At 60.9% G+C, this 1829-nt stretch carries 2 protein-coding genes; both read left to right on the top strand.

Going from position 1 to position 1829, the window contains the following annotated elements:
- The first annotated feature begins 215 nt into the window (after window positions 1-215).
- Window positions 216-1055: an HvfB family MNIO-type RiPP peptide maturase gene (locus M9827_RS20145; RefSeq protein WP_250606806.1), complete on the top strand. Its 840-nt coding sequence runs from the start codon at window positions 216-218 to the stop codon at window positions 1053-1055.
- Entirely contained in the window at window positions 1048-1800 is a 753-nt protein-coding gene (locus tag M9827_RS20140) for an HvfC family RiPP maturation protein (RefSeq protein ID WP_250606805.1), read from the top strand. Before M9827_RS20145 ends, M9827_RS20140 begins: the two co-directional genes overlap by 8 nt.
- Window positions 1801-1829 lie beyond the last annotated feature (29 nt).

Below are 1829 nucleotides of genomic sequence, written 5' to 3'. Positions count from 1 at the left end.
GAGCCTGCTCGCGAAGAGGCCGGTACAGTCAGCATCGTGGTCGACTGTTCGGCAGTCTTCGCGAGCAGGCTCGCTCCCACAGGTTTTTCGGTGTGTATCACTGTGTATCGCGGTGGTTTGAGGATACACAGGGCTGCAAATGCCCGGTCATGTGTACACAGCCGTGATACAGCCGGCGGCTCAAATGTGGAAAATCCACTGTTGAGGTAACTGCCATGCATCCCCCGTCCTCATCGCTGTCACCCAGCGTCGGCCTCGGTCTGCGCCGTGGTCTGCTGAAAGACCTGCAAACCGCACGCAGCGGCGCTTTCGACTTTCTCGAAGTCGCTCCGGAAAACTGGATCGGCGTCGGCGGGGCCCATGGCGCGGCGTTGCGTGAACTGGCCGAACGCTACCCGTTGTCCTGTCACGGCTTGTCGCTGTCACTTGGCGGTTCGGCGCCGCTGGATGTCGGGTTCTTGCGGGAAGTCCGGGGGTTTCTCGACCATTACAACGTGCCGCTGTACAGCGAGCACCTGAGTTACTGCAGCGATGACGGGCACCTGTACGACTTGCTGCCGTTGCCATTCACCGAAGAGGCGGTGCAGCACGTTGCCGCGCGAATCCGTCAGGCGCAGGACATTCTCGGCCGGCGTCTGGCGGTGGAAAACGTCTCCTATTACGCCGCGCCGCGTCAGGACATCGACGAGGTGACCTTCACCAATGCCGTGCTGCGCGAGGCCGATTGCGATCTGCTGCTGGACGTCAACAATGTCTACGTCAATGCAATCAACCACGGGTTCGATGCGCAAACGTTCCTTGCCGGTATCGAGCCGGGCCGGGTGGTCGGCATGCACGTGGCCGGGCATTTCGATGAGTCCGATACGCTGAAAATCGACACCCATGGCGCCTCGGTAAAACCGCAGGTCTGGTCTCTGCTGGCCGAGGCCTATACGCGGTTTGGTGCGCAACCAACGCTGCTTGAGCGGGATTTCAATTTTCCGGCGTTTTCCGAACTGGTTGCCGAGCTGCAGACCATTCGCCACTTGCAAGCCGGAGGTCGTCAACGTGGATAACCTGCTGCATCAACAACACGTGTTGACCCGGTATTTGCGCGATCCCGAACATCAATCGCCCCCGGCCGACATGAACCTGGCGCGGGTCAACGTTTATCGCGATCTGGTGTTCAACAACGTCTCGCAATTGTTGAGCGGCACGTTTCCGGTGTTGATCCGGATCATCGGGGCGCAACGCTGGGGCCGGCTGGTGCGAGGTTTCTTGCGCGACTGGCGCGCGCAAACCCCGAAGTTCGGCGAGATTGCCCAAACGTTTCTCGATTATCTCGCTGCGTCACCGCAGGTGTTGCGCGAGGGCGAGTGGCCGGCGTTTCTGCTGGAGCTGGCGCATTACGAATGGGTCGAGATGGTGTTGCAGCAATCTGATGCCCAAGCGCTGCCGTGGACGGACCCGGCGTTGTTGCTGGAGCGCCCGCTGCAGATCTCGGCGCTGGCCTGGCCATTGGCGTATGTCTGGCCGGTGCATGCACTCGATCCGAACCATCAGCCTGCCACGCCACCGGCTCAACCGACTCTGTTGTTGGTACGGCGTGCGGCGGACTGGAGTGTGCAGTTTTCCCAACTGAGCCCGCTGGCCTGGCGGTTGTTGCAGCGCATCACTGAGTTTGCGTCGTTGACGGGGCGCGAGCAGTTGCAAGGTTTGGCGCAGGAGGCCGGGCAGCCCGCCAGCAATTCGTTCATGGATAACGGCCTGATGTTGTTGCGGCAGATGCATGAGGACCAGGTGATCGGTCTGGCACCTTGAGTACTAATATTGCGCCGTACACTGTGGGA

The sequence above is a fragment of the Pseudomonas sp. AKS31 genome, assembly GCF_023634765.1.
GTDB lineage: Bacteria > Pseudomonadota > Gammaproteobacteria > Pseudomonadales > Pseudomonadaceae > Aquipseudomonas.
This window is presented reverse-complemented; position numbering and strand designations above follow the sequence as displayed.

Excerpts from the sequence above, each read along its gene's own strand:
- M9827_RS20145 (WP_250606806.1), top strand. The coding sequence starts at position 216 with ATGCATCCCCCGTCCTCATCGCTGTCACCCAGCGTCGGCCTCGGTCTG.